This window comes from Rhodanobacteraceae bacterium (genome assembly GCA_016713135.1).
Taxonomy (GTDB): domain Bacteria; phylum Pseudomonadota; class Gammaproteobacteria; order Xanthomonadales; family SZUA-5; genus JADKFD01.
In genome coordinates this window covers 64,410-86,977 of sequence record JADJPR010000017.1, presented here as the reverse complement: position 1 = coordinate 86,977, position 22,568 = coordinate 64,410, and the positions used below count along the sequence as shown (strand labels likewise).

The 22,568-nt window shown below is 68.5% G+C and carries 17 protein-coding genes and 2 pseudogenes; 4 read left to right on the top strand and 15 right to left on the bottom strand.

Annotation, left to right across the window (positions count from 1 at the left end; genetic code table 11):
• Window positions 1-32: 32 nt before the first annotated feature.
• The 9 genes and pseudogenes from IPK27_14035 to IPK27_13995 all read right to left on the bottom strand — a co-directional run bounded on the left by IPK27_14035 (window position 33) and on the right by IPK27_13995 (window position 11,119).
• Window positions 33-560 carry a lipoprotein signal peptidase gene (locus IPK27_14035; GenBank protein ID MBK8068699.1) on the bottom strand — a complete coding sequence of 176 codons (528 nt, stop codon included), beginning with the start codon at window positions 558-560 and terminating at the stop codon, window positions 33-35.
• Window positions 529-3,330 carry an isoleucine--tRNA ligase gene (gene ileS / locus IPK27_14030; GenBank protein ID MBK8068698.1) on the bottom strand — a complete coding sequence of 934 codons (2,802 nt, stop codon included), beginning with the start codon at window positions 3,328-3,330 and terminating at the stop codon, window positions 529-531. Before ileS ends, IPK27_14035 begins: the two co-directional genes overlap by 32 nt.
• Complete coding sequence (locus IPK27_14025) at window positions 3,327-4,259, bottom strand: bifunctional riboflavin kinase/FAD synthetase (GenBank protein MBK8068697.1); 933 nt, start codon at window positions 4,257-4,259, stop codon at window positions 3,327-3,329. The genes ileS and IPK27_14025 overlap by 4 nt, the downstream gene beginning before the upstream one ends.
• Window positions 4,260-4,548: 289 nt before the next feature.
• Window positions 4,549-6,073, bottom strand: a pseudogene (murJ, locus tag IPK27_14020) (murein biosynthesis integral membrane protein MurJ).
• Between the two features lie 219 nt (window positions 6,074-6,292).
• Window positions 6,293-6,550: a GlsB/YeaQ/YmgE family stress response membrane protein gene (locus tag IPK27_14015; protein ID MBK8068696.1), complete on the bottom strand. Its 258-nt coding sequence runs from the start codon at window positions 6,548-6,550 to the stop codon at window positions 6,293-6,295.
• Between the two features lie 326 nt (window positions 6,551-6,876).
• Complete coding sequence (locus IPK27_14010) at window positions 6,877-8,424, bottom strand: hybrid sensor histidine kinase/response regulator (protein ID MBK8068695.1); 1,548 nt, start codon at window positions 8,422-8,424, stop codon at window positions 6,877-6,879.
• Window positions 8,421-8,930 (bottom strand): GTP-binding protein, encoded by a 510-nt coding sequence (locus IPK27_14005; protein MBK8068694.1) that lies wholly within the window; start codon window positions 8,928-8,930, stop codon window positions 8,421-8,423. The genes IPK27_14010 and IPK27_14005 overlap by 4 nt, the downstream gene beginning before the upstream one ends.
• Window positions 8,923-10,584: an OmpA family protein gene (locus tag IPK27_14000; protein ID MBK8068693.1), complete on the bottom strand. Its 1,662-nt coding sequence runs from the start codon at window positions 10,582-10,584 to the stop codon at window positions 8,923-8,925. Before IPK27_14000 ends, IPK27_14005 begins: the two co-directional genes overlap by 8 nt.
• A gap of 19 nt (window positions 10,585-10,603) precedes the next feature.
• Window positions 10,604-11,119, bottom strand: coding sequence for a hypothetical protein (locus IPK27_13995; GenBank protein ID MBK8068692.1), 516 nt, complete (start codon window positions 11,117-11,119; stop codon window positions 10,604-10,606).
• A 262-nt stretch (window positions 11,120-11,381) separates the two neighbouring features.
• On the opposite strand from IPK27_13995, the gene rpsT reads away from it, so the two are divergent.
• Complete coding sequence (gene rpsT / locus IPK27_13990; GenBank protein ID MBK8068691.1) at window positions 11,382-11,660, top strand: 30S ribosomal protein S20; 279 nt, start codon at window positions 11,382-11,384, stop codon at window positions 11,658-11,660.
• Between the two features lie 73 nt (window positions 11,661-11,733).
• Here rpsT and obgE read toward each other — a convergent pair whose 3' ends face one another.
• The 3 genes from obgE to rplU form a co-directional block, all read right to left on the bottom strand.
• Complete coding sequence (obgE, locus tag IPK27_13985; GenBank protein ID MBK8068690.1) at window positions 11,734-12,768, bottom strand: GTPase ObgE; 1,035 nt, start codon at window positions 12,766-12,768, stop codon at window positions 11,734-11,736.
• Between the two features lie 114 nt (window positions 12,769-12,882).
• Complete coding sequence (gene rpmA, locus IPK27_13980) at window positions 12,883-13,140, bottom strand: 50S ribosomal protein L27 (GenBank protein MBK8068689.1); 258 nt, start codon at window positions 13,138-13,140, stop codon at window positions 12,883-12,885.
• A 28-nt stretch (window positions 13,141-13,168) separates the two neighbouring features.
• Window positions 13,169-13,480, bottom strand: a complete 312-nt coding sequence (rplU, locus tag IPK27_13975) for a 50S ribosomal protein L21 (protein MBK8068688.1) — start codon at window positions 13,478-13,480, stop codon at window positions 13,169-13,171.
• Window positions 13,481-13,709: 229 nt separating this feature from the next.
• On the opposite strand from rplU, the gene IPK27_13970 reads away from it, so the two are divergent.
• Window positions 13,710-14,078 carry a PilZ domain-containing protein gene (locus tag IPK27_13970; GenBank protein ID MBK8068687.1) on the top strand — a complete coding sequence of 123 codons (369 nt, stop codon included), beginning with the start codon at window positions 13,710-13,712 and terminating at the stop codon, window positions 14,076-14,078.
• A gap of 280 nt (window positions 14,079-14,358) precedes the next feature.
• Here IPK27_13970 and IPK27_13965 read toward each other — a convergent pair.
• Window positions 14,359-16,276 (bottom strand): annotated as a pseudogene (locus IPK27_13965) (DEAD/DEAH box helicase).
• A 181-nt stretch (window positions 16,277-16,457) separates the two neighbouring features.
• Here IPK27_13965 and IPK27_13960 point away from each other — a divergent pair.
• Window positions 16,458-17,825, top strand: coding sequence for an MFS transporter (locus IPK27_13960; protein MBK8068686.1), 1,368 nt, complete (start codon window positions 16,458-16,460; stop codon window positions 17,823-17,825).
• Between the two features lie 20 nt (window positions 17,826-17,845).
• Window positions 17,846-18,982 carry an epimerase gene (locus IPK27_13955; GenBank protein ID MBK8068685.1) on the top strand — a complete coding sequence of 379 codons (1,137 nt, stop codon included), beginning with the start codon at window positions 17,846-17,848 and terminating at the stop codon, window positions 18,980-18,982.
• Between the two features lie 635 nt (window positions 18,983-19,617).
• On the opposite strand, the gene IPK27_13950 is transcribed toward IPK27_13955, so the two are convergent.
• Both IPK27_13950 and IPK27_13945 read right to left on the bottom strand, forming a co-directional pair.
• The gene (locus IPK27_13950) at window positions 19,618-20,622 is read right to left on the bottom strand and encodes an NAD-dependent epimerase/dehydratase family protein (GenBank protein ID MBK8068684.1); all 1,005 of its coding nucleotides are present in this window, start codon (window positions 20,620-20,622) and stop codon (window positions 19,618-19,620) included.
• Between the two features lie 229 nt (window positions 20,623-20,851).
• The gene (locus tag IPK27_13945; protein MBK8068683.1) at window positions 20,852-22,564 is read right to left on the bottom strand and encodes an AMP-binding protein; all 1,713 of its coding nucleotides are present in this window, start codon (window positions 22,562-22,564) and stop codon (window positions 20,852-20,854) included.
• Window positions 22,565-22,568 lie beyond the last annotated feature (4 nt).

Genomic DNA, 22,568 nt, shown 5'->3' with positions numbered 1-22,568 from the left:
TGAAAAGTGAAAAGTGAAAGGAGACGTCAGGCCTACGGGGTCCCGGAACCCGGAACCCGGTTCCCGAAAATCTCGTACACGATCAACAGTACGATGCCGGCGGTGATCGCGCTGTCGGCGAGGTTGAACGCCGGCCAGTGCCAGCCATCGTAATGCCAGTCGACGAAATCGACCACGTATCCCAGCAGTACACGGTCGCTCAGGTTGCCGATCGCCCCGCCGATCAGCAGCGCCAGCGGCAGGCAGGGGAGCCAGGCGCGGCGCGGGCTGCGGCGCAGCCATTCAAGCAGGACCAGCGTGATGCCGCTGGCAACGATCAGGAAGAACCAGCGCTGCCAGCCGGGATGGTCGGACAGGAAGCTGAAGGCGCCACCGTAGTTGTGCACCAGGGTCCAGTTCCAGTGCGACAGGAAGGACTCGGGCACGCCGTAGACCAGCGAGCCGGTAGCGATCGCCTTGGTCCACTGGTCGAGCGCGATGACCGCCGCCGACAGCAGCAGCCAGATCCAGCCACCGAAGCGGCCAGCCTCAGAACCAGCCACGGATTTCCCCGGCGCCATCGACGTTCTCGACGCAGCGGCCGCACAGCTCCGGATGGGTGGCGTGGCTGCCGACATCCGCACGGTGATGCCAGCGCGCGCACTTGGCGGCTTCGCTGACGCGCACGGCGAGCTTCACCGCGCCGCCATCGACAGCGACTGCGTCGGCCGGCGCGGGCTCGCCGGTCAGGCGCACCGACGACACCAGGCACAGGAAGCGCAGGTCTTCGCCGATGTCGGCGAGGCCGCTGGCCGCGACGTCGGTCACATGCAGGTCGATCTCGGCATCCAGCCCGGAGCCGATGCGCTTGTCGCGGCGCAGGGGCTCGAGCGCCAGGTTGACCGCATCGCGCAGCGCCAGCAGGCGCGTCCAGCGCGCCGCATCGATGCGCGTGTCGGCCGGCAGCGCAGCGAGGCCGTCGTACCAGGTGTGGAACAGCGGCGACTGGCTGGCGCGTCCCGGCAGGAAGGCCCAGATCTCGTCGGCGGTGAAGGACAGGATCGGCGCCATCCAGCGCACCATCGCCTCGGCGACGTGGAACATCGCACTCTGGCCGGAGCGGCGCGCCAGCGAATCCGCCTTCAGCGTGTACATGCGGTCCTTCAGCACATCCAGGTAGAAGGCGCCGAGCTGCACGCTGCAGAAGGTGTGCAGATCCTGGTAGATCAGGTGGAACTGGTAGTCGGCATAGTTCTGCACCACGCGCTGCTGCAGCTGCCAGGACTGGTCGACGATCCACTGGTCGAAGGGCAGCAGCTGCGCGTGCGGTACCAGGTCGCGCGCCGGGTCGAAGCCGTTGAGGTTGGCCAGCAGGTAGCGGCAGGTGTTGCGGATGCGGCGGTAGGATTCCGAGACGCGCTTCAAGATCTCGTCCGAGACGCTCATCTCGGCGCGGTAGTCGGTGGCGGCGACCCACAGCCGCAGCACGTCGGCACCGAGGGTCTTCATCACCTGCTGCGGGGCGACCACATTGCCGGCCGACTTGCTCATCTTCTTGCCGTCGGCGTCGACGGTGAACCCGTGCGTCAGCACCTGGCGGTACGGGGCCGCGCCGCGCATCGCGGCGCCGGTCAGCAGCGCCGACTGGAACCAGCCGCGATGCTGGTCGGAACCTTCGAGGTACAAATCCGCCGGCACGCCAGCCAGTTCCTGGCGTGTATCGACCACGCAGGCATGACTGACGCCGGAGTCGAACCAGACATCGAGGATGTCCGGCACCTTCTCGTACTGTTCCGCCTCGTCGCCCAGCAGTTCGCGCGGATCGAGGTCGAACCAGGCATCGACGCCGCCCTGCTCGATGCGCTGCGCCACCTGCTCCATCAGCTCGACCGAACGCGGGTGCGGCGCCTGGTTCACCTTGTCGACGAACAGCGCGATCGGCACGCCCCAGGTGCGCTGGCGCGAGATGCACCAGTCCGGGCGCCCGGCGATCATGCCGACAATGCGCTCCTTGCCCCAGTCCGGGATCCAACGCACGGTGTCGATCGCGGCGAGCGCATCCTCGCGCAGCCCGGCCGCCTGCATGCTGATGAACCACTGCGGGGTGGCGCGGAAGATCGTCGGCGTCTTGTGGCGCCAGCAGTGCGCGACGCTGTGGTCGGACTCGAAGGCCGCCAGCAAATGGCCCACGCTGCGCAGGTGCTCGATGATCTGCGGATTGGCCTCGGCGATCTTCAGGCCACCGAACAGCGGCAGGTCCGCGGCGAAGCGGCCGTCGCCCTGCACCGGATTGATCACCTCGGCGGTGTAGGGCTTGAGCGCGTTGAAGTCCTCGACGCCGTAAGCCGGCGAGGTGTGCACCAGGCCGGTACCGTCCTCGGCGCTGACATGCTCGCCGCAGATCAGCAGCGAGGCACGGTCATAGAAGGGATGGCGCGCATCGACGCGCTCCAGCGCCTTGCCGGCGCAACGGGCGACGACCTCACCTTCCAGCTTGAAGCGCTTGAGGCAGCGCTCGACCAGCGCGTCGGCGAGCACCAGGTGCCCACGCTCGGTGCGCACCAGGGCGTACTCCAGCTCCGGATGCACGCTCACCGCCTGGTTGGACGGCAGCGTCCACGGCGTGGTGGTCCAGATCACCGCAAAGCCATCGGTCACCGGCTGCGCCAGGCCGAAGGCGCGCGCCAGCGCGGCGCCATCGGCGAAGGGCAGCATCACGTCGATCGCCGGATCGAGCTTGTTGCCGTATTCGATCTCGGCCTCGGCCAGCGCGCTGCGGCAATCGAAGCACCAGTGCACCGGCTTGAAACCGCGCACCACATGGCCGCGCGCGACGATCTGCGCCAGCGCGCGGACCATGTCGGCTTCGTACTTGAAGTCCATCGTGCGGTAGGGCTGGCCCCAGGCACCGAGCACGCCCAGGCGCTTGAAATCGGCGCGCTGGCGGTCGATCTGCTCCGCGGCGTACTTGCGGCATTCGGCGCGGAAGGTGCGTGCGTCGACCTTGTGGCCGACCTTGCCGACCTTTTTCTCGACCGCGACCTCGATCGGCAGGCCGTGGCAGTCCCAGCCGGGCACGTAGGGCGCGTGGAAGCCGGAGAGCAGCCGCGACTTGACCACGATGTCCTTGAGGATCTTGTTGACCGCGTGGCCGATGTGGATGTCGCCATTGGCATACGGCGGGCCGTCGTGCAGCACGAAGGCGGGGCGGCCGGCCGTGGCTTCCTGCAGGCGCTCGTAGCGGCCTTCGGCCTCCCAACCGGCGAGCATGGAGGGCTCGCGATTGGCGAGGTCCGCCTTCATCGCGAACTCGGTGGTCGGCAACTGAATGGTGTGCTTGTAATCGGTCACGCGGGCCGTACTCCGAGCAAGACGAGCGCCTCGTCGGCGTCGCGACGAATCTGGTCAACCAGGGATGCGAGGTCGGGAAAATGCCACTCGTCCCGTTGCTTCGCAATGAAATCAATGCTTAACCGCTTTCCGTAGAGGTCGCCATCAAAATCGAACAGATGCACTTCCAGCAGAAGCTCCTTGCCGCCGACGGCCGGCCGGTAGCCCAGGCTGGCGACACCCGGATGCCGCACCAGTCCGCCGCCGTCCACGCGCACGGCGAAGATGCCGCCGAAACCCTGGGAGTTCTGCGGCCAGCGCAAATTGGCGGTGGGAAAGCCGAGCTGACGTCCGAGCTGCTGACCGCGCACCACCCGGCCTGAATAGGCGTAACGGCGCCCCAGCGCGTGCTGTGCGGCCTCGAAATCCGAGGCCAGCAGCATCTCGCGGATGCGCGAGGAACTGATGCGTTCGCCATCCGCGGTGCGCGCGGCAACCTCGCAGGCGGTAAAGCCGAAGTGCATGCCGGCGGCTTCCAGCAGGTCAAAATCACCCTCGCGGCGATGACCGAAGCGGAAGCCCGGCCCGACCCATACTTCCTTCGCGCGCAGGCGCTTGACCAGCACCCGTTCGATGAATGCACGCGGCGAAGTACCGGCCAGCGCATCGTCGAAACGCAGGCACAGCAGCTCGTCGATTCCGCAGGCGCGGATGCGTTCGACCCGCTCGCGAAAGGGCGTCAGCCGCAGCAGCGGACCGCGGGCGAAATGCTGGCGCGGCAGTGGCTCGAAGCTCACCACCACCGCCGGCAGCCCGAGCGCGTCGGCGCGCGCGCGCACCTGGGCAAGCAGCGTCTGGTGGCCGAGGTGGACGCCATCGAAGGCGCCAATGGCCACCACCGCGCCCTGCGGCGCCAGTTGCGGACCATCGTGATCGCGACTGAGTCTCATGGTGCAGCGCAATAAAAAGAGCCGCCGAGTATAGCGATGCGCTCCCGTAGTCACCGCCAACCGTCGCCCTGCATCGAGAGACTGTTCAACGCGGAGACGCAGAGAACGCGGAGAGAAGCATGAGGAAGCTTACTCTGCGGGGCCGCGCTCAGTTTGTCGCCCAGGATTCCTGGATCGCCGGATCGCTCCGTACCCTGGGTTCGCTGTCCTCTGCTTCCCTCTGCTCTGCCTTTCTCCGCGTTCCTCTGCGTCCTCCGCGTCTCCGCGTTGAACCAGTCTCAACGGAGCCTCAGCCCGAGCGGCGCTCGAGCAGGTGGCGTGGGCGCAGGCCGAGGAGGAAGGCGGTACCGAGGTAGGCCACGCCGGCGATGGCCGCCAGCCCGGCCAGCCAGGCGAGGCGCCACAGCGCCGGCAGTTGCGGCCAGTCGGGGCCCCAGCGCAGTGCCAGCAGCAGGCAGGCGGCGGCGACCACTGTCGCCAGCGACAGGCTCAGCAGGTAGCGCGTCCAGCCGGGCCCCGGCTGGTAGATCCCGCGCTGGCGCAGCCAGTGCAGCAGCAGCCCGGCGTTGATGTAGCCGGCCAGCGCGCTCGACAGCGCCAGGCCGGCGTGCGCGCCCGGGCGTCCGGACCACCACCAGGCGCCGACGACGATGGCGGAGATGCCGATGTTCGACAGCATGCTGGCAATGCCGGCCTTGACCGGCGAGGCGGTGTCCTGGCGCGCATAGAAGGCGGGTGCGAGCACCTTGACCGCGATGAAGGCCGGCAAGCCGAGCGCCAGCATGCCCAGGCTCAGGGCTGACATCTGCGCGTCCTGCGCGCTGAAGCGGCCATAGCCGAACAGGGTCCAGAACATCGGCGCGGCGAGCAGCACCAGCAGCAGAGTGGCCGGCAGCGAGATGAACAAGCCGAGCCGCAAGCCCCAGTCGACCGAATGGTTGAACCCTTGCGGGATCCGCGGCCGCATGCCGCGCCGACAGATGCGGCAGGATCACGGTGCCGAGCGCGACGCCGAACACGCCGAGCGGGAATTCCAGCAGGCGATCCGTGTAATAGAGCCAGGTGACGCTGCCGGTGACCAGGAAGGACGCCACCAGGGTGTCGAACAGCAGGTTGACCTGCGCCACCGAGGAGCCGAACAGGGTCGGGATCATCAGCTTCAGCACCTTGCGCACGCCGCTGTCGTGCCAGCCCCAGCGCGGCCGCGGCAGCAGACCCAGGCGCGACAGTCCCGGCAACTGCATGCCGAGCTGCAACACACCGCCGATGAACACGCCCCAGGCCAGTGCCTTGACCGGCTCGTCGAACTGCGGCGCCAGCCACAGCGCCGCGGCGATCAGCGCGATGTTCAGCAGTACCGGTGACAGCGCCGGCAGCGCGAAGCGGCTGAAGCTGTTGAGGATGCCGCCGGCGAATCCGGCCAGGGAGATCAGCAGGATGTAGGGGAAGGTCACCCGCAGCATCTCGCTGGTCAGCGCGAACTTCTGCGGATTGGCGATGAACCCCGGCGCGAAAACGGTCACGAACGCCGGCGCGGCGAGCATCCCGAGGCCCACCACCAGCAGCAGGATGGCCGCGAGCGTGCCGCAGACGTGGTCGATGAATTGCTTCAGCGCCGCGCGATCACCGGTCTGCTTGATCTCCGCCAGCACTGGCACGAAAGCCAGTGAAAACGAGCCCTCGGCGAACAGCCGGCGCATGAAATTGGGGATGCGGAAGGCCACGTAGAAGGCGTCGGTGGCCAGGCTGGCGCCGAACTTCTGGGCGAACACCAGATCGCGCGCGAACCCGAGGATGCGCGACAGCAGGGTCATCGCGCTGACCAGCGCAGTGGAACGCAGCAGCTTCACGGGGACTCGGACTGAAGGGAACGCCGCGAGTCTAGGCAAGCGCGCCGGCCCGTGGCGGCGGCATCCGGCAATTGCCCGGCGCAGGACATCCGGCGCCCGTTGGCGCCGACCGCGCCTTTCCCGCGGCGCAGGTGTGGACGCTTTCAGCACGCACCCGGGGAACGCCCGGGCGGGTACCCCGGGCTATGCGCGCTTGATCGCGCCGATGACCGCCAGCACCACGACGGCCCCCACGGTGGCATTGAGGATCGCGCCGACCAGACCGCCACCAATCGAAATGCCGAGCACGCCGCCGAGCAGCCATCCGCCAACGAAGGCGCCGATGATGCCGACGACGATGTTGCCGACCAGCCCCAGCCCGCGCCCGCGCATCAGTTGCCCGGCCAGCCAGCCGGCCACCGCACCGATCACCAGCCACAGCACGATTGCAGTGAGGTTCATCGCAGGACTCCAGGACGGGTGGTGACGCGACTGTCGCCCTGTTTACCATCAGTTGCAAGGTGTTCCGCAGCAATCCTGCACGCCTCAGCCGTTGCGCGGGTTCGCTCGTGCCGACCGTTGCCGCTTCGGATGACAGGCGACATATTTTCTCCGCAAAGGACGCAAAGTCAGGCCGCGGTCGTTGGCGGATCTGAAAGCGACAGGAGCGCGCGGCACAGTCCAAGATGCTCTTGCCTTCCTTGCGTCCTTTGCGTCCTTTGCGGACAAGAACTTCTTCACTGCGCTCACTTTGATCGTTTTCGCCGAGACCAACTCCGGCCGAGCGATCATGCCGCTGGCAGCAGACGCTTCATCCAGTCGTGGAAGCGGGTCAGGTCCAGCGGCTTGGGCAGGAAGGCATCCGCGCCCGCGCGTTCGGCGGCGCGGCGCGTGCGCTGGTCGGCGGCGCCGGAGAACACCACGATGGCGCCGCGGTAGCCGTTGAGACGCAGTTCCTGGGTGACCACCAGGCCCGAGCGCAGGCCCAGGTCGACATCCATCACGATCAGGCCGGGGTCGAGGGCATCTACCCGCGCCAGCACCTTGCCCGCGTCGTTCAGGATCTCGGCCTCGTAGCCGATTTCGCGCAGCGACCACAGCAGCAGTTCGCAGATGTCCGGGTCATCGTCGACGATCAGCACACGGCGGCTCGCCAGCGTCAGCGCCGGCTCGCCCGGCACAGCAGGCGTGGTGTCATTTGCCGCTGCGCGTGGTTCCTCCGGCAGGCGGATCTCGATCCGCGTCCCCACGCCCACGGCCGACTTGAGTTCCAGCCGGCCACCCATGGCGTCCACCAGCTGGCGCACGATCGACAGGCCGAGGCCAGCGCCCTCGCGCCCTTGCTGCGCGCCGCGGTTGAGCGGCTCGAACACGCGCTGCTGATACTCGGGCGCGATGCCGATGCCGTTGTCGGTGACGGTCAAGGTGAGTGCGTGGCCGTCCCAATCGATCTGTGCGTCTACCCGGCCGCCCGCCGGGGTGTAGCGGACCGCATTGCTCAGCAGGTTGAGCAGCACCTGCTCCAATTTGAGCGGGTCGAAACACGGCATGCGCGGATCGACCGGCTGCGCGCGCACTTCGAAGCTGAGTCCCTTGCCATCGGCCATCGGACGCACGATGGTCTCGACATCGCTGGCCAGCTCGGTGAGCGACACCGGCTGGCGCTGCAGCGCTGCCGCTTCCGGGTGTCCCTGGCGCGCGAGTTCAAGCAGGTTTTCGGCGAGTGCCTTGAGGTACATCGCATTGCGCTGGATCGCACCGAGGGCGCGCTTGAGCGGTGTGATGTCGTCCACATAGGGCTGCATCAGCGCGGCGTAACCGCTGATCGAGGTCAGCGGCGTGCGCAGATCGTGCGCCAGGGTATCGATCAGCCGGCGCTGGAACTGCTGGGTGTCCTTCAGCGCCTGCTCGCGCGCCTCCAGCTCCAGGCGCACGCGCTTGAGCTCGCGGATGGTGCGGGACTTCTCGATGCCGGCCAGCGCCAGCTCGTTGGCGGCCTGCTGGCGTTCGGCCAGCTCGGCATTGCACAGGTCCGAATCGGTGATGATGATGTGGTCGAAGGGCGCGTCCGGGATCCAGTGCAGCGCGACGTGGTGCCCCTGCTCCAGGTGCACCAGCGGCCAATAGCCGGGCTGCCCGGCATCCGCGCCGACCAGCATGTCGGCGCACAGCTGCAACAGCGGGCCGACCTGGTTGCCGGGATAGCCATAGCGCGCGGCATCGCCCTGGATCTCGCGCACCTGGCGCTCGCGGTCGATGCTGATGACCAGCGGATGCGCCTTGTCGACCAGGCGCTGCTGGAGCGTCGCGGCGACCTTCGGCGGATAGCGGTTCATGGCGACTGCTCCGCAATCCGCCGGGCGAGTTCGCTGAAGGCTTCCTCGACGCCCACGCCGTCCATCGCGCTGGTGCGCCAGGTCGGCAGGCTCTGCTGCAGGCGCGCGATGTCCTCGGTGGAGACTTCCCAGCGATCGATCAGGTCCAGCTTGTTGACCAGCAGCACCACCGGCACGCCAGCCAGCTGCTTCTGCGACTGCATCCACAGGTACAGCGCGGCGCGCAGGCTGGCCTCGCGGGTGCCGTCGGCCACCAGCAGCAAGCCGTGCGCACCGCGGATGTAGCTGCGGTTCAAGCTGTCCAGTTCGGCCTTGCCGGCAAGATCCCAGATCACCAGTTTCATCGCCAGGTCCGGCGACAGCTCGACGCGCTTGCTGTCGACCTTGACCCCGACCGTGGTCAGGTACTTGTCGGAAAAGGTCTGGCGCACGAAGCGCGCCACCAGGCTGGACTTGCCGACGGCGAAGTCGCCGAGCAGGCAGATCTTGCGCGAGGTCTCAGCCATCGGCGGGCTCCAGCAACAAGCGCACACCGGCCGCGGGCAGTGCGAGTTGCACGTCGTCGGTGACCAGCGTGATCGAATCCGGCGGGACCGCGTGGCGCACCAGCACCTCCCGAAGCTCCTGCGCGCGGCGGGCGCGCAGCCTGGCGTTGAGGCTAGCGCTACCGCTGTCGTCGCTCCAGCCATACACGACGATCCGCACCGGCAGCTTCAGGCGATCCGCCTCCGCCATGGCCTGCGCCACCTTGAGCGCGAGCGCTTCCGCGGCGGCGCCGGCATCGCCTGCCAGGCGCGAACGGCCGCGCGCGAATTCGACGCGCATCGCGTTGGCCGCGTCGATGAGTTGGCGCAGTTGCCGTCGCGGGTCGTCGGCGCTGATCGGCAGGAGCGCGCTCGCATCGACCGATTGCACGCCGGGAATCAGCAGCGCGCGGCCCGGCAGAGCCGCAGCCCAGTCCGCCGGCGCGCTGCCGGTGGCGCGCAGCCGGCCGTCGGCGACCTCGATATGCACCCCCTGCGGTGGCGCCAGAATCCGCTGCGCGCGGATGGCCAGCAGTGGCGGATCCAGCGACAGGTAGCTACGCAGGTTCAGGTCGACTCGACCTCCGGCGATTTCCGCCCGCGCCAGCACCTCCGCGGGCGCCGCGGCATCCGGATCGCGCAGGGCGTCGACCTGCCAACGCTGGGCGTGGTGCAGATCCAGCAGTTCCCAACCGGGCGCGGCGGCGATCGCGGCGCGCAAGCGGTCCGCCTCCTCCATCCGCTGCCAGCTGCGCCAGCCGAAAACGCCGGCGAGCGCCAGTAGCACGACCACCAGCAACCACAGCGGCCAGCGCGCCGAAGGCCGCACCGTTGCCTCGGCAGGATCGACCAGCGCCTCGATGGCCAGTGGCGCGTCCGCTGCAGCATCCCAGTCGAAGGGCACGGGGCCCGGGTGCGCGTCGGCGGCGCGATGCAGGTCCTCCAGCGCCGCGCGCAGGCGGTCGAGCAGCGCCGGCGGCGGCACCCCGCGGATGAAGCAGGCGAGCACCGCGAACGGGCCCTCGACGACTTGCAGGAGGTGTTCGCCGACGGTCGCCGAGGCGAGGCCCGCATCGCTCTCGGCGTTGACCGAATCGCGCACGAAATCGCCGATCGCGGTAAGCATCCCGGCGATCGCATCGGCATCGAGATCGGGCAGTTCCGGCGCCGAGTGGCGGTGCAGCAGCAGGCCGGATTCGCGCTCGATCAGGAACAGGTGGTCGATGCGGTAGCGCAATGAGTGCTTCATCACCACTTGCGCGAAGGGCACGCCGCTGCGCCAGGATTCGAAGCGCCAGGCGAGCCCGCGCGGGGTCAGGCTGTATTCCAGTGCGCGGTTCAGGTCGGCGGCGAAGCCGCGCAGCGCCTCGGCGATCGCGCGCCGGATCGCCGGGCCGATGATCGGAAACAGCGCATCGACAATGCGCCGGCGATCGCGCTGTACGGCGTCGGTCAATGCGGCAGCCACCACCGGCGCCAGCGCGCGGTGCAGCGCCTCGCGGCGGTCGCCGCGCTCGGCCTGGTCGAGCAACTCCGGCAGGCGCTCGGGCAGCGCGGCCTCGGCTGCGCGCAAACGCGCCAGTTCGGCCTGCTCGGGGGCCAGCAAGACCTCGCGCAGTCGTTCGAACTCGCTCACGGCAACGGCCGCGCGTCGATCAGCCTGCCTCGCCGTTCAGCCGCAGCGCCAGCTCGGTGAGCATGCCGGCCAGGTCGTTGCGCCCGACTTTGTCCGCACGCAGATCGTGGTCGGCGCGCGACAGTGCCTGCTGCAGCTCCCCCGCGCGCGCCAGCAGCATCTGGCGCAGTTCCGCGAGCCCCTCGCGCAAACGCTCGTCCTTCGCCGCCAAATCGCCTTCCAGCGCCTGCAATCCACCCTGCAACTCGCTGCGCAGCGTGCGTTGGCCCTGCTGCATGCGCGACTCCAGGTCGTCGATACCGGCGCTGCGGTCGGCGATCTCCTGGCGCAGCTGCTTGCCGAGCTTGTCGAACTGGTCGTCGACGCGCTTCTCCAACTGTCCGAGGCGCTGGTCCAGGTCGCTGTGCAAACGCTGGCTTTCGCTCTCCAGCCGCTGCGACAGGTCGAGGAAGCGGCGCTCGTAGTCGCGCATCTGGCCGCCGAACAGGATGTCGCGGATCTGGTCGACGTTGCGGTCTGGCGTTGCATCATTCATCGGGGCGCTCCGTGGGGGACTGGCGGCAGGTGGCGCGACGGCCGTCGCTGGCGGATCGGGAGTCCCTGGTTTGCGCTTGCCGCTGGCCATCTGCGGGCTCCTCGCTGTCTGCCGTGGAGCGGGTAAAGGTAACGCAAACCCACCAACGCCGTGCGGGGATGAACGCAGGATGTCGCTGAAATCGGTTGGATTGACGAATGCCCTCCCGGACCGCTATGCTCCGCGGTCTTTTGTTCAGCCCACCCAGTTTTGGAGTCCGTCCGTGGCAAATATCAAGTCCGCCAAGAAGCGTGCGCGTCAGGCCGACAAGCGCAACGCCCACAATTCCAGCGTGCGCTCGATGCTGCGCACGGCGATCAAGAAAGTCGTCAAGGCCATCGAGGCCGGTGACCAGTCGGGCGCCGAGTCCGCGCTGAAGACGGCCGTGCCGATCATCGACCGCATCTCCGCGCACGGCTTCATCCACAAGAACAAGGCTGCCCGCCACAAGAGCCGCCTGACCGCCGCGATCCGCAAGCTGGCCGCGCCGGCCGCCGCCTGATCCGGGCAACATCGCTACACGAAAAAGCCGGCTACGCGCCGGCTTTTTCATGTCCGCACATGTCGACCGCAGGTCATTCCTCGGCTTCGGCGGGGCGCTTGATCGCGTTCAGCGCTTCCATCGTGGCATAGATCAACGGCTCCAGCCCACGGCGCTCGGAAGCCGAAATCACGAACACCGGCCCCTTCCAGCGCAGGCTGCGCTTGAGCGCCTTGGCGCGCACCTCGGCCTCGCCTGGCGGCAACGCGTCGGACTTGTTCAGCACCAGCCAGCGCGGGCGCTCGATCAGTTCCGGATCGAACTGCTTGAGCTCGCGCTCGATCGCGCGCACCTGCTTGGAGAGCGACACGCCCTCGTCGTACGGCGCCAGGTCGACGACGTGCCACAACAGGCGCGTACGCTGCAGGTGCTTGAGGAAGTGCACGCCGAGGCCCGCGCCTTCCGATGCACCTTCGATCAGGCCCGGGATGTCGGCGACCACGAAGCTGTGGTCGGTGGACACGCGCACCACGCCGAGATTGGGGTGCAAGGTGGTGAACGGGTAATCGGCCACTTTCGGCGTCGCCGCGGACACCGCGCGGATCAGGGTGGACTTGCCGGCATTCGGGAAACCGAGCAGGCCGACATCGGCCAGCACCTTGAGCTCCAGGCGCAGCTCGCGCTCTTCCCCCGGCGTGCCTGGCGTGGCCCGGCGCGGCGCGCGTGTCACCGAGCTCTTGAAATGCACATTGCCGAGGCCGCCGCGGCCACCCTGCGCCACCAGCAGGCGCTGGCCGTGCGCAGTCAGGTCGCCGATCAGCTCATCGGTACCCGCATCCATCACCACGGTGCCGACCGGCACGCGGATGGTGAGGTCGTCGCCGCCCTTGCCATAACACTGGCGGCTCATGCCGTTCTGCCCGCGCTCGGCGCGGAAGGAACGCTGGTGGCGGAAGTCGACCAGGGTGTTCAGCCCTTCGTCCGCAATCAGCCAGACGCTGCCACCCGCCCCGCCGTCGCCGCCGTCGGGGCCGCCGAGCGGTATGAACTTCTCGCGACGGAAGCTCACGCAACCGTTGCCGCCGTTGCCGGCATGCACCTGGATCCGCGCTTCATCTACGAATTTCATATCTCATCTCTGGGCTGGACTCGGGACTCGGGACTCGGGACTCGGGACTCCCGTCCTGCAGAAACAAAAAACCCCGCGCGCGGCGGGGCTTTTCGCGTGCAGCTGAGGTTCCGCTCAGGCGGAGACCACGCTCACGAAACGGCGCTTCTGCGGACCGCCGACGTGGAACTTGACGGTACCGTCGGTCAGCGCGAACAGCGTGTGGTCGCGACCGAGGCCGACGCCCGAGCCCGCATGGAACTGCGTGCCGCGCTGACGCACGATGATGTTGCCCGCGGAGACCGCCTGGCCGCCGAAAAGCTTCACACCGAGGTACTTCGGGTTGGAGTCGCGGCCGTTGCGGGTTGAGCCGCCTGCCTTCTTGTGTGCCATGACTTATCTCTCCTCTGCGAGTTCGTGATCAGGCGTTGATGCCGGTGATCTCGATCTCGGTGTAGTGCTGACGATGACCCTGCTGCTTGCGGTGATGCTTGCGGCGACGGAAGTGCACGATGTACACCTTGTCCGCGCGGCCATGGCTCTTCACCGTGGCTGCCACTTTCGCACCCGCGACCAGCGGAGCCCCGACCGCGATCTGGTCGCCATCGGCGACCAGCATCACCTGGTCCAGCTCAACCACTTCACCCGGGGCGGCGTCCAGCTTCTCAACCTTGAGAACGTCACCGGGGGCTGCTCGATACTGCTTGCCACCAGTCGCAAATACGGCGTACATGACGAAACCTCGTCCAATGAGTCTTGAAACAAAGGAGCGGGACTATAACCGCTCCTGATCGTCTGGTCAATGAACAGAGTGCAGGCGATCTCGCAGCCCATTCATGTCCGTGACCGGCCTGCATCACTGGCAAACTTGGCGCAGAATCTGCATCGCAACCCGGTACGGTGATGAACCGCACACCTGGGGTAGCCCGATGGATGCAGAGTACGGAGCATACGAGTTCGTCATGGAGTCCACTCCCGACATGGGCCATGTCTTCCTCGATCGCCGCCAGGAACCGCGCTTCGAGCTGCCGGGGCGCTTCCGCTGCATTGCGCCGGCGGGCCTGGGCGGGCGCGTGATCGATCTGTCGCTGAACGGCGCGCTGCTGGAAGCGGACAGCGAACCGGCGTGCAAGGGTGGCGAGCCGATCGAGGTTCTGCTGGAACTGGACGAAACCCGACCATTTGCGGCACGCGCCCGGGTGGCGCACGTACACGGCACGCGCATCGGCATCGAGTTCAGCGAAATCGAACCGCCGGCCTTCGAGCAACTGTCCGAACTGGTCCTCAACCTCAAGCGCGCGCCCGCTCTGGCCAAGCTCTCGGCCGAGTGAGTCCCGCACGATCTGGCCCGCCGCACTGTTGGCGGGCGGGACGCAGAGTCACAGAAGGCGCGCGGCCCAGAGAGGAGCGGCTTCGATCGCGATCCTGCGCCGCAAGCCGCCAGACAGTCCCCTGGAGTGCCGAACCGCTGGCCGCGCGCGGTACTCGTCGCACCCGGGGACGCGCTGCGCGCGCCGGGCTCCAGTCCGCCCCAACGCGATTCTCCGCGTTCTCTCTGCCTTTCCTCTGCGTGCTCTGCGTCCCAAACTCTTCCGCCGGGCCGCGCGAGCGTCAGGGCTTGCGCCGCTTCGGCGCTGCCTCGCCGGGTTCGCGCTTGCTGCGCGGACGGGCCTCGGGCTCGTTGTCCTTGACCCGGGAGATCTTCAGCGGACGGCCGGAGACCCAGACTTTCTTGAGGTGCTGGAAAACGTCCTTGGGCATGCCTTCGGGCAGGTCGATCAGACTGTATTCGTCCTCGATTTCGATGCGACCGATGAAGCGGCTCTCGAGTCCCGCTTCGTTGGCGATGGCGCCGACCAGGTTGCCGGGTTTCATGCCGTGGCGGTGGCCGACTTCCACGCGATAGGTTTCCAGCGTCGTGGGTGCTTCATCGCCGCTGGTGCGGGCCTTGCGGTCCTTTGGCGGGCGCGGCGGACGGGCCGGGCCGCTGTCGAAATCCGGCCGCGGCGCTTCGCTCGCGGACGCGCGCGGCGGGCGCGCGGCACGCTCGGCCGGGGCCGGCCGCTCGCTGCGCTCAGTGCGCGGCGAACTGCCGAACGGGGACGACTCGGAACGCTCGCGCACCGGGCGGTCGGCGCGTGGCGGGCGCATCGCGCGTTCGGTCGACGGCATCGGCGCCTCGCCGGCAGCGGCAGTCTCGCCAGAGGCCGGGAGCAGGAGCGGGGTCTTGCCCTGTACCAGCCGCGCCAGTCCGGCTGCGATGTCCAGTTCCGACACCTCGTGCTGGTGCGCGTAGTCGGCGATCAGGCGGCGGAAGATGTCGAGGTCGGCCGCCTCCAGCGCCTCGCTGATGCGCTTCTGGAACTTGGCGATGCGCCGCTCGTTGACCGCCTGTACCGTCGGCAGCAGCATCGGGTCGATTGGCTGGCGCGTGGCGCGTTCGATCGCACGCAGCAGATGGCGCTCGCGCGGGGTGACGAACAGGATCGCCTCGCCGCTGCGCCCGGCGCGGCCGGTACGCCCGATGCGATGGACGTAGGCTTCGCTGTCGTAGGGAATGTCGTAGTTCAGCACATGGCTGATGCGCTCCACGTCCAGCCCGCGCGCGGCGACGTCGGTGGCGACCAGGATGTCGAGCTGGCCTTCCTTGAGCCGCTGGATGGTCTTCTCGCGCTGCGCCTGCTGCAGGTCGCCATTGATCGCAGCCGCGGCGAAACCGCGCGCCTGCAGCCGCTCGGCGAGTTCCTCGGTGCCGAGCTTGGTGCGCGCGAACACGATCATCGCCTCGAAGGGCTCGGCTTCGAGGATGCGCGTCAGCGCGTCGAGCTTGTGCACCCCGCTGACCAGCCAGTAGCGCTGGCGGATCGCCGCGGCGGTGGTGGTGGCGGCGCGGATCGCGATCTCGACCGGATCCTTGAGGTGGGTCTGCGCGATGCGTTTGATCGGCGCCGGCATGGTGGCCGAGAACAGCGCCACCTGGCGCGTGGCCGGGGTCTTCTCGAGGATGCTCTCGACGTCGTCGATGAAACCCATGCGCAGCATCTCGTCGGCCTCGTCGAGCACCACCACCTTCAGTTGCGACAGATCCAGCGTGCCGCGGGCCAGATGGTCCTTGATCCCGTCCTGGCGTGCCGACAACCACATGCGTGCCGCGCGCCAGGCCATGCAACTGCGCGCCATAGCCCTGGCCGCCATAGATCGGTAGTACGTGGAAGCCGGGCATCTGCTGGGCGTAGCGCTGGAAGGCCTCGGCCACCTGGATCGCGAGCTCGCGCGTCGGCGCCAGCACCAGCGCCTGCGGCTTGGCCCGGTTCATTTCCAGCCGCGCGAGGATCGGCAGCGCAAAGGCCGCGGTCTTGCCGGTACCGGTCTGCGCCTGGCCGAGCACATCGCGCCCTTCCAGCAATGGAGGGATGGTCGCGGCCTGGATCGGCGAGGGCGATTCGTAGCCGACGGATGCGAGCGTCTGCAGCAACGCGTCGGGGAGCCCAAGGTCGGTGAAACTGGCGGGCGCGGTGGATTCGGACATGGTTGCTTCCTTGCAAGCGGGTATCGAGGAGCCCGCTGGGACGCGAACTGGCGCCGATTCTAGCGGTTGTGGCTGAACCGGCGGGCGCGCCGGCAGACGACCGCAGGGCCAGTGACCTTCGACCTGCGCCGCAGGCCGTTTCCGCGCCTAGACTCGGCACACCCCCGCCGCCGGATCCCGCATGAGCGCGCTGCCCGAACGCCCGTCTGCCTACGCCGCGCTGCTCGGCGTGCGCGACGGCGAGCGCGGGCCGCTGATGCTGGCCTTCGCCTACTTCTTCTGCGTGCTGGCGAGTTACTACGTGCTGCGCCCGATCCGCGACGAGATGGGCGTCGCGGGCGGCGTCGACAACCTGCCCTGGCTGTTCCTCGGAACGCTGGTCGCCACCCTGCTGGTGTCCCCGCTGTTCTCCTCGCTGGTGGCGCGGCTGCCGCGCCCGCGCTTCATCGCCTGGTCCTACCGCGCGATGTCCGCCTGCCTGGTCGGCTTCCTGCTGGCCCTGTCGCTGCTGCCGGAATCCACGCATGTGTGGATCGGGCGCGTGTTTTTCATCTGGCTCAGTGTCTACAGCCTGTTCGTGGTATCGCTGTTCTGGGCGGTGATGGCCGATGTGTTCCGCAGCCAGGCGGCACGCAGGCTGTTCGGCGTGATCTCGGCCGGTGGCACCCTGGGCGGGCTCACCGGCGGCATGATCACGGCACTGGCGGTGGAGCACCTCGGCACGCTGCCCTTGCTGCTGATCTCGGCACTGCTGCTCGAAGGCGCGCTGTGGTGCATGCGCCAACTGGGGCGCCACACCGCCGCCGGCGATGAGGAAGCGGCGCAACTGGAAGCGGAAGTCATCGGCGGCCAGTGGTATGCCGGATTCAGCGCCGCGGCGCGCTCGCCCTACCTGCTGGGCGTGTGCGGCTACATGTTGCTGTACACCGTGGGATCGACCTTCCTCTACTTCCTGCAGGCGGAGATCGTGGGGCAGTCGATCAGCGACAGCGCCGAGCGCACCGCCTACTTCGCCCAGGTCGACATGCTGATCAACGCACTGACGCTGGTGCTGCAGCTCTTCCTGACCGGCCGCGCGCTCGGCGCGCTGGGCGTGGGCATGACCCTGGCATTGTTGCCGCTGATGTCGGTCGGCGGTTTCCTGACCCTGTCGCTGACGCCGGTGCTGGGTGCCGTGGTGGTGTTCCAGGTGGCGCGTCGGGTGACCAATTTCGGGCTGTCGAATCCGGCGCGCGAGGTGCTGTTCGTGCCGCTCTCGCGCGAGGACAAGTACAAGGCCAAGAACCTGATCGACACCTTCGTCTACCGCCTGGGCGACCAGGTCGGCGCCTGGACCCATGCGGGCCTGGCGGCGATCGGCATCGGCAGCGCCGGCATCGCCGCGGCGGGGATACCGGTCTCGCTGGCCTGGGTGGCGCTGGCCGCCTGGCTGGGCGTGCAGCATCGCCGGATGGTCGTCCGCGACGAACCGCCCGAACCGCCGCCGCTGGTGCCCTTCCCGCCCCGCCGACCGCTGATCCCCAGCAGCGAGTCCCCCCCGCTGCACTGACCCCCGACCCGGAGAACCGCATGCACACCACTCGCCGCGATCTGCTCAAGCTGGGCATCCTCGCCGCCGCCGTCGGCGCCACCGCCAGCCGCGCGGCCTTCGCCGCCGCACCGGTGGCGAAAGCAGACAAGCCGCTCAACATCCTGATCCTCGGCGGCACCGGGTTCACCGGCCCGCACCAGGTGCGCTACGCGCTGGCGCGCGGCCACAAGATCACCCTGTTCAACCGCGGCCGGCGCCCGCAGGACTGGCCCGCCGAGGTGGAGGAGCTGACTGGAGATCGCAGCACCGGCGACGTCGCCGCGCTCAAGGACCGCCAGTGGGATGTGTGCATCGACAACCCGACCAGCGTGCCCTTCTGGGTGCGCGATGTCGGCGAAGTACTGGCCGGCAACGTCAAGCACTACATCTTCATCTCGACGATCTCGGTGTACGCCGACAACAGCAAGCCGGGCCAGGACGAAAGCGGCGCACTGGCGGTGTACCAGGGCGAGGACATCCTCAAGGAAACCCGCGACACCCTGATGGCCAACATGGCCCTGTATGGCCCGATGAAGGCAGGGTGCGAGGCGCAGGCGGCGAAGTACTTCAAGGACCAGCTGACCATCATCCGTCCCGGACTGATTGTCGGCCCGGGCGACGAGACCGACCGCTTCAGCTACTGGCCGGTGCGCATCGAAATGGGCGGTGAGGTGCTCGCGCCGCCGCAGGAGGACCCGGTCCAGTTCATCGACGCGCGCGACCTTGCCGAATGGACCATCCGCATGGCCGAGGCGCGTGCCTTGGGCACCTACAACGCGACTGGCCCGGACTACGAGATGTCGGTCGCGGCGATGCTTTATGGCATTCGCGCGGTCACCACGCAGGGCGCGAAGTTCACCTTCGTTTCCGGCGATTTCCTCGAAGCGCAGAAGGTGGCCCCGTGGGGCGACCTGCCGGTGTGGGTGCCGGGTCAGGGCGAATCGGAGGGCTTCGCCCGCATCAGCATCGCCCGCGCGCTCGCGGCGGGCCTGAGCTTCCGGCCACTGGCCACCACCGCCGCGGACACGCTGGCGTGGTTCCACGCCCAGCCGGCCGAACGCCAGGCCGCACTCAAGTCCGGCCTCAAGCCCGAGCGCGAGGCGGAGGTTCTGGCGGCCTGGAAGGCGCGGGGATGACTCCCCGAACAGGCTGGGAAGGCTTTGCGCGGCCTCGGCTGGGCGAGTTCGGGTTGGCGCCGGGCTTGAATCCTTCCGCTTGAAGCTTTCCGCTTGAAGCTTTCCGCTTGAAGCTTTCCGCTTGAAGCTTTGCGCTTGAAGCTTTGCGCTTGAAGCTTTCCGCTTGAAGCCTCTCGCTTCAAGATCAAAGGCAATAGCCAAGGGGCAACAGCCACAGCGAAAAGATCGCGGGCAAAGCCCGCTCCCACAAGTGCCAAAGCGACAGCGACAAGCGACAAGCGACAAGCGACAAGCGACAAGCGACAAGCGACAAGCGACAAGCGACAAGCGACAAGCGACAAGGTCGCAGGCAAGACCTATTCCCACGAACAACCGAGCACCAGCGTCACCGACAACCCCAGCGAAATCGCCTCGAACAGAGCCCACTTGCGCCAAACCACGGGCGCCACCCTGACCGAGCGAATCGGGCACCATCGAGATCCGTGATGGCCGCGTGCGCCTGAGCGCGCGCGGTGCGCGACTCGCGCACATGAGCCGCTGGTTCCGCTGAACCTGCTGCCCAAATGCCGCCTGCTCGCCGGCGAGTGCACCGATGCACTGACCGATCCCTTCCGCGCCAGCGTCGATTCCGCAGACTACCGCTGCCGCTGAGCGCCACCCGAGAGCGCTACGCGCAGCGCGGCGAAGCCGTGGTCCATGCTCACCCGTGGGGTATAGCCGAAATCGCGCGCGGCGGCGCTGATGTCGTACCAGTGCGCGGTGGCCAGCTGCTCGGCGACGAAGCGGGTCATGATCGGCTCGCCCTTGAGCCTCAAGGTGCCGTAAGCCAGTTCCAGCAGGGCACCGACGGCATACGCCACTCCGAAGGGAATGCGCGCATGCACCGGCGGCAGGCCCGCGCAATCTAGCAATCGGTTGATCATGTCCTCGGTCGCGATCGGCTCGCCGTTCGAGATGAAATAGGCGCGTCCGGCATGGGGCGCGCCGGCTTGCAGGGTCGCCGCGGCCTTCAGGTGCGCGTCGACCGCGTTGTCGATGTAAGTGGCATCGATCAGCTTTCCTGGCGGGCCGATGAAGCGCAGCCGACGGGCGCGGGCGCGCGCGAGGATGCGCGGCAGCAGGTGGTTGTCGCCCGGCCCCCAGATCAGGTGCGGACGCAGCGCCACCGAGGCCAGCGCCGGGCCGTTGGCGGCGAGCACTTCCTGCTCGGCGATCGCCTTGGTCGCCGGGTAGTGCGCCTGGAAGCGGGTCGCCAGCGGCGTTCGCTCGTCGACGCCTTCCAGGTCGCCGCCCGCATGCACCACGCTCGGCGTCGAGGTGTGCACCAGGCGGGTGATGCCATGCTGCTGGCACGCAGCCAGCACATTGCGCGTGCCGCTGACATTGGCGCGAAAGTACTCGTCGTAACTGCCCCAGTGGCCGGCCTTGGCCGCCACGTGGAAGATCGTGTCGCAGCCGCGCGCGGCGTCGGCGACCACCTGCGCGTCGCCGATGTCACCGCTGCGCACCGCCACCCCGATGGCCGCCAGTTCCGGCGCCGCGGAGCGCTGCAGCGACACCACCTCGTGTCCCTGCGCGCGCAGCGCACGGCAGATCCCGCTGCCGAGGAAGCCGCCGCCGCCGGTCACCAGGGCGCGCATGGGGAATGCCTGGGTGAAGCGGGGCACGGGGCACGGGGCACGGGGCACGCGGGCGCGGCGCCATCCCGGTTCCCCGGATTACTCCAGTCACCCATGGGCGGCCAGCACGGATGGAGAGGCGGATCCCGCCATGGAAGGCTCGTTCGAGTCCCCCAGCCTTGCGCGGTCTCTCGGAAATGCGCGCCCTTGGCGTGCCCCGTGCCCCGTGCCCCGTGCCCCGCTCCGCCCCTCACGCCTGTCGCTCCGTCCCGATCGCCACCTGCGGCAGCGGTGCGCCGAGCTTTTCGCTGGCCCAGCGCTTGAGGTACTCGCGGCCGATCTTGGCGTTGTGGCGGATGTCGACCGGGAAGCGCGGGTAGTACAGGATGCGCGCAATGCCGCGGGTGTGCGGGTGGCGCGCGGCCATGCCGAGCAGTTCCTCGCGAATGCGGGCGTGCTCCTCGCGGCCGATGCCCGGCTCCAGTTCGACGATCAGCACCGGCTCCTCGCTGCCCGGCGGGCCGATGCCGACCAGCGCCGTGCGGAAGACCTGCGGATGGGTGTTGAAGATCGGTTCGACCTGCTCGGTGCAGATCGGGCCACCCGCCGCCTGCACCCGCTGCGAGCGGCGGCCGCACATCCACAGGCGACCGCCCTCGTCGAAGTAGCCGAGGTCGCCCATGCGGTGCACGATGCGCCCGTCCTCGCGGATCTTGGCGATCTGCTCGGCGTCGGCGCGGTTGTAGTAGCGCTCGGTCGAGGTGGGGCCGACCACCGTGATCTCGCCGACGGTGCCGGTGGGCACGACGAGCTCGTCGCTCCATTCGGGGATCGGCGCATCGCTGATGCGGATCACGCGCACCTGGTTGGGCGCGACCACCTGGCCAACCAGGGTGCCGGCGCCGTGCTCGGTGCGCGGACGCGCGTACTCGGTCAGCTCGCGGCCCTCGACCACCGCCACCGGCAGGCACTCCGTGGCGCCGTACGGCGTCCACAGCTTCGCGTCATCGGGCAGCAGCTTGCGCATGCGCTCGACCACCGCGACCGGCACCGGCGCGCCGGCCGAGATCACGCGCTTGAGGGTGGGCAGCTTGACCCCGCGCGGCGCGCCCCAGCGCGAGATCGCGTTGACCAGCGCCGGCGAGGCGAACAGATTGGTCACGCCGAAGTCGTGGATGGTCTGGATCAGCTTGGCCGGATCGGCCATCGCCGGGCGGGTGGGGTCCATTTCCGGGATCACCGTGGTCATCCCGAGTGCCGGATCGAACAGCGCGAACGGCGGGAAGGTCGGCAAATCGATCTCGCCGGGACGGATGTCGAAGGCCTCGCGCAAGAGGTCCACCTGGGCCATGAAGTGGCGGTGCTGGTAGACCACGCCCTTGGGGATGCCGGTCGAGCCCGAGGTGTACAGGATCGCGGCCGGATCGTCCTCGCGGGTGTCGGCCAGACGCGCAGGCGTGCGCTTGCGTGCATCGCTGCCTTCGCGGCCGATCTTCAAGAGCTCGGCATAGCTGTGCCCGCCCCACATGAAGCGCGGGCCGACCGTGACCAGCGTGCGCACGGTCCGGCGCCCCCAGCCCAGCGCCACGCGCGCCGCATGCGCCAGCGGAATGCCGATGAAAGCCGCGGGCTCGGCCTCGGCCAGGCACTGCTTGAGCGCAGTCTTGGCGATGCCTGGGTCGATCAGCACCGGCACCGCGCCGGCCTTGAACAGCGCGAACATCAGCACGAACAGCTCGACGCTCGGGCGCACCATCAGCACCGTGCGCACGCCGCGGCCGATGCCGATGCGCTCCAGGCCGCAGGCGATCGCGTCCGACTCCTCGTCGAGCTGGGCGTAAGTCAGGTGGGTGTGCGCCGGGCGCCCGGCGATGTCGGCGCCGCAGGGCACGAAGATGGCGATCTGGTGCGGGCGCTCGCGCGCCTGCCGGGTCAGCGCGGAAGCGATGTTGGCGCTGTCCATGGCG

What these genes read in the sequence shown, in the direction of transcription:
- IPK27_13950 (MBK8068684.1), bottom strand. Translation starts at nt 20,622, where the DNA reads ATGCGCGCCCTGGTGACCGGCGGCGGCGGCTTCCTCGGCAGCGGGATC.
- IPK27_13995 (MBK8068692.1), bottom strand. Translation starts at nt 11,119, where the DNA reads ATGAATGATGCAACGCCAGACCGCAACGTCGACCAGATCCGCGACATC.
- IPK27_13960 (MBK8068686.1), top strand. Translation starts at nt 16,458, where the DNA reads ATGAGCGCGCTGCCCGAACGCCCGTCTGCCTACGCCGCGCTGCTCGGC.
- IPK27_13955 (MBK8068685.1), top strand. Translation starts at nt 17,846, where the DNA reads ATGCACACCACTCGCCGCGATCTGCTCAAGCTGGGCATCCTCGCCGCC.
- rplU (MBK8068688.1), bottom strand. Translation starts at nt 13,480, where the DNA reads ATGTACGCCGTATTTGCGACTGGTGGCAAGCAGTATCGAGCAGCCCCC.
- IPK27_14010 (MBK8068695.1), bottom strand. Translation starts at nt 8,424, where the DNA reads ATGAACCGCTATCCGCCGAAGGTCGCCGCGACGCTCCAGCAGCGCCTG.
- rpmA (MBK8068689.1), bottom strand. Translation starts at nt 13,140, where the DNA reads ATGGCACACAAGAAGGCAGGCGGCTCAACCCGCAACGGCCGCGACTCC.
- IPK27_14035 (MBK8068699.1), bottom strand. Translation starts at nt 560, where the DNA reads ATGGCGCCGGGGAAATCCGTGGCTGGTTCTGAGGCTGGCCGCTTCGGT.
- obgE (MBK8068690.1), bottom strand. Translation starts at nt 12,768, where the DNA reads ATGAAATTCGTAGATGAAGCGCGGATCCAGGTGCATGCCGGCAACGGC.
- IPK27_14005 (MBK8068694.1), bottom strand. Translation starts at nt 8,930, where the DNA reads ATGGCTGAGACCTCGCGCAAGATCTGCCTGCTCGGCGACTTCGCCGTC.
- IPK27_14015 (MBK8068696.1), bottom strand. Translation starts at nt 6,550, where the DNA reads ATGAACCTCACTGCAATCGTGCTGTGGCTGGTGATCGGTGCGGTGGCC.
- IPK27_14025 (MBK8068697.1), bottom strand. Translation starts at nt 4,259, where the DNA reads ATGAGACTCAGTCGCGATCACGATGGTCCGCAACTGGCGCCGCAGGGC.
- IPK27_13970 (MBK8068687.1), top strand. Translation starts at nt 13,710, where the DNA reads ATGGAGTCCACTCCCGACATGGGCCATGTCTTCCTCGATCGCCGCCAG.
- IPK27_13945 (MBK8068683.1), bottom strand. Translation starts at nt 22,564, where the DNA reads ATGGACAGCGCCAACATCGCTTCCGCGCTGACCCGGCAGGCGCGCGAG.